A 1,005-nucleotide genomic window follows, 5' to 3' on the forward strand; every position below is an offset into this window, starting at 1 on the left:
TAAAGTGGAATTAAAACACAATAAGGTGTTCTTTTATAATCTTAAGAAACATCAAATCATTTAGTAGAAATTTCATTTAGTTTCCTATGCAATTCTTTATTTTCGATTTCCAAATTAATAATTCTTGCATCTAGTTATTTATTGTTCACCTTATCTTTATGTCCTCCATGACTTTTCATCATAAATAACATCATAATTGGACATATAAGTACTAGTAAAATAGATAACCATTCCATTTTTTATCACTCCTTTACTTTTTATTAGGATAATATTCAAACAAGGATTTTTTACGAGAAATTACGAAAATATTTTCAAATTTTTAAATCAAAATGAATAATATACATAGATGAATAAATTTCAATAAAAGTAGTGCAAATAGATAAATTAATAACTTGAATAATGAACTGTTTTTTATAAAGATTTTTATTCATTTTAATTTTAAGGTCGCTAAATTTTTCTCGCATAACAGAAAAACAATACTCTCCTTTTTTTCTTCTTTTTTTAGAGGTACGAAAACGAATCGCATCGAGGGGACACATATATAAATGTCCAATCCGCTATAGCATATTAATTTCTCTTTCCTTTAACTTTCGATAAAATGAAGCCTGACTAACCTTTGTAAAGGCACATATCTCATTTACCGTTTTATCTGTCAATTTCCCCCTTTTGGGTTCCATATTTATATTAAATAATTCAAAAAAAAACATTAACTTAATTAAACTTTTTTTAATCAAGTTAATGATAAAATAATTATTGTGATTAATTGGAATTTTTACAATGGAATATAGTCGAGTGGGTTGACAGCATTCGATTTAGACGCATTCCACTGACCTTTATGGAGTTCAAAATGCAAATGCTGACCAAATGATTGTCCAGTGTTACCTATAATTCCTACCTGTTGCCCCTTAGAAATAGTTTCTCCTGCCTCAACGACTCTACTATCCATGTGCGCATAAACAGTTGTATAGACCTGTCCATTAATAGAATGAGAGATAAAGACTACAT

Annotated in this window: 2 protein-coding genes; both read right to left on the minus strand. The window is 27.9% G+C overall.

Annotation, left to right across the window (positions count from 1 at the left end; all coding sequences use genetic code 11):
- Positions 1 to 134 precede the first annotated feature (134 nt).
- Positions 135 to 236: a DUF2933 domain-containing protein gene (locus ABTZ91_RS34100; protein WP_259347179.1), complete on the minus strand. Its 102-nt coding sequence runs from the start codon at positions 234 to 236 to the stop codon at positions 135 to 137.
- A gap of 536 nt (positions 237 to 772) precedes the next feature.
- On the minus strand, positions 773 to 1,005 hold a 233-nt coding region (locus ABTZ91_RS34105; protein ID WP_352081111.1), incomplete at its 5' end, for a M23 family metallopeptidase.

Source organism: Streptomyces sp. NPDC126499, from assembly GCF_040302485.1.
Lineage (GTDB): Bacteria > Actinomycetota > Actinomycetes > Streptomycetales > Streptomycetaceae > Streptomyces.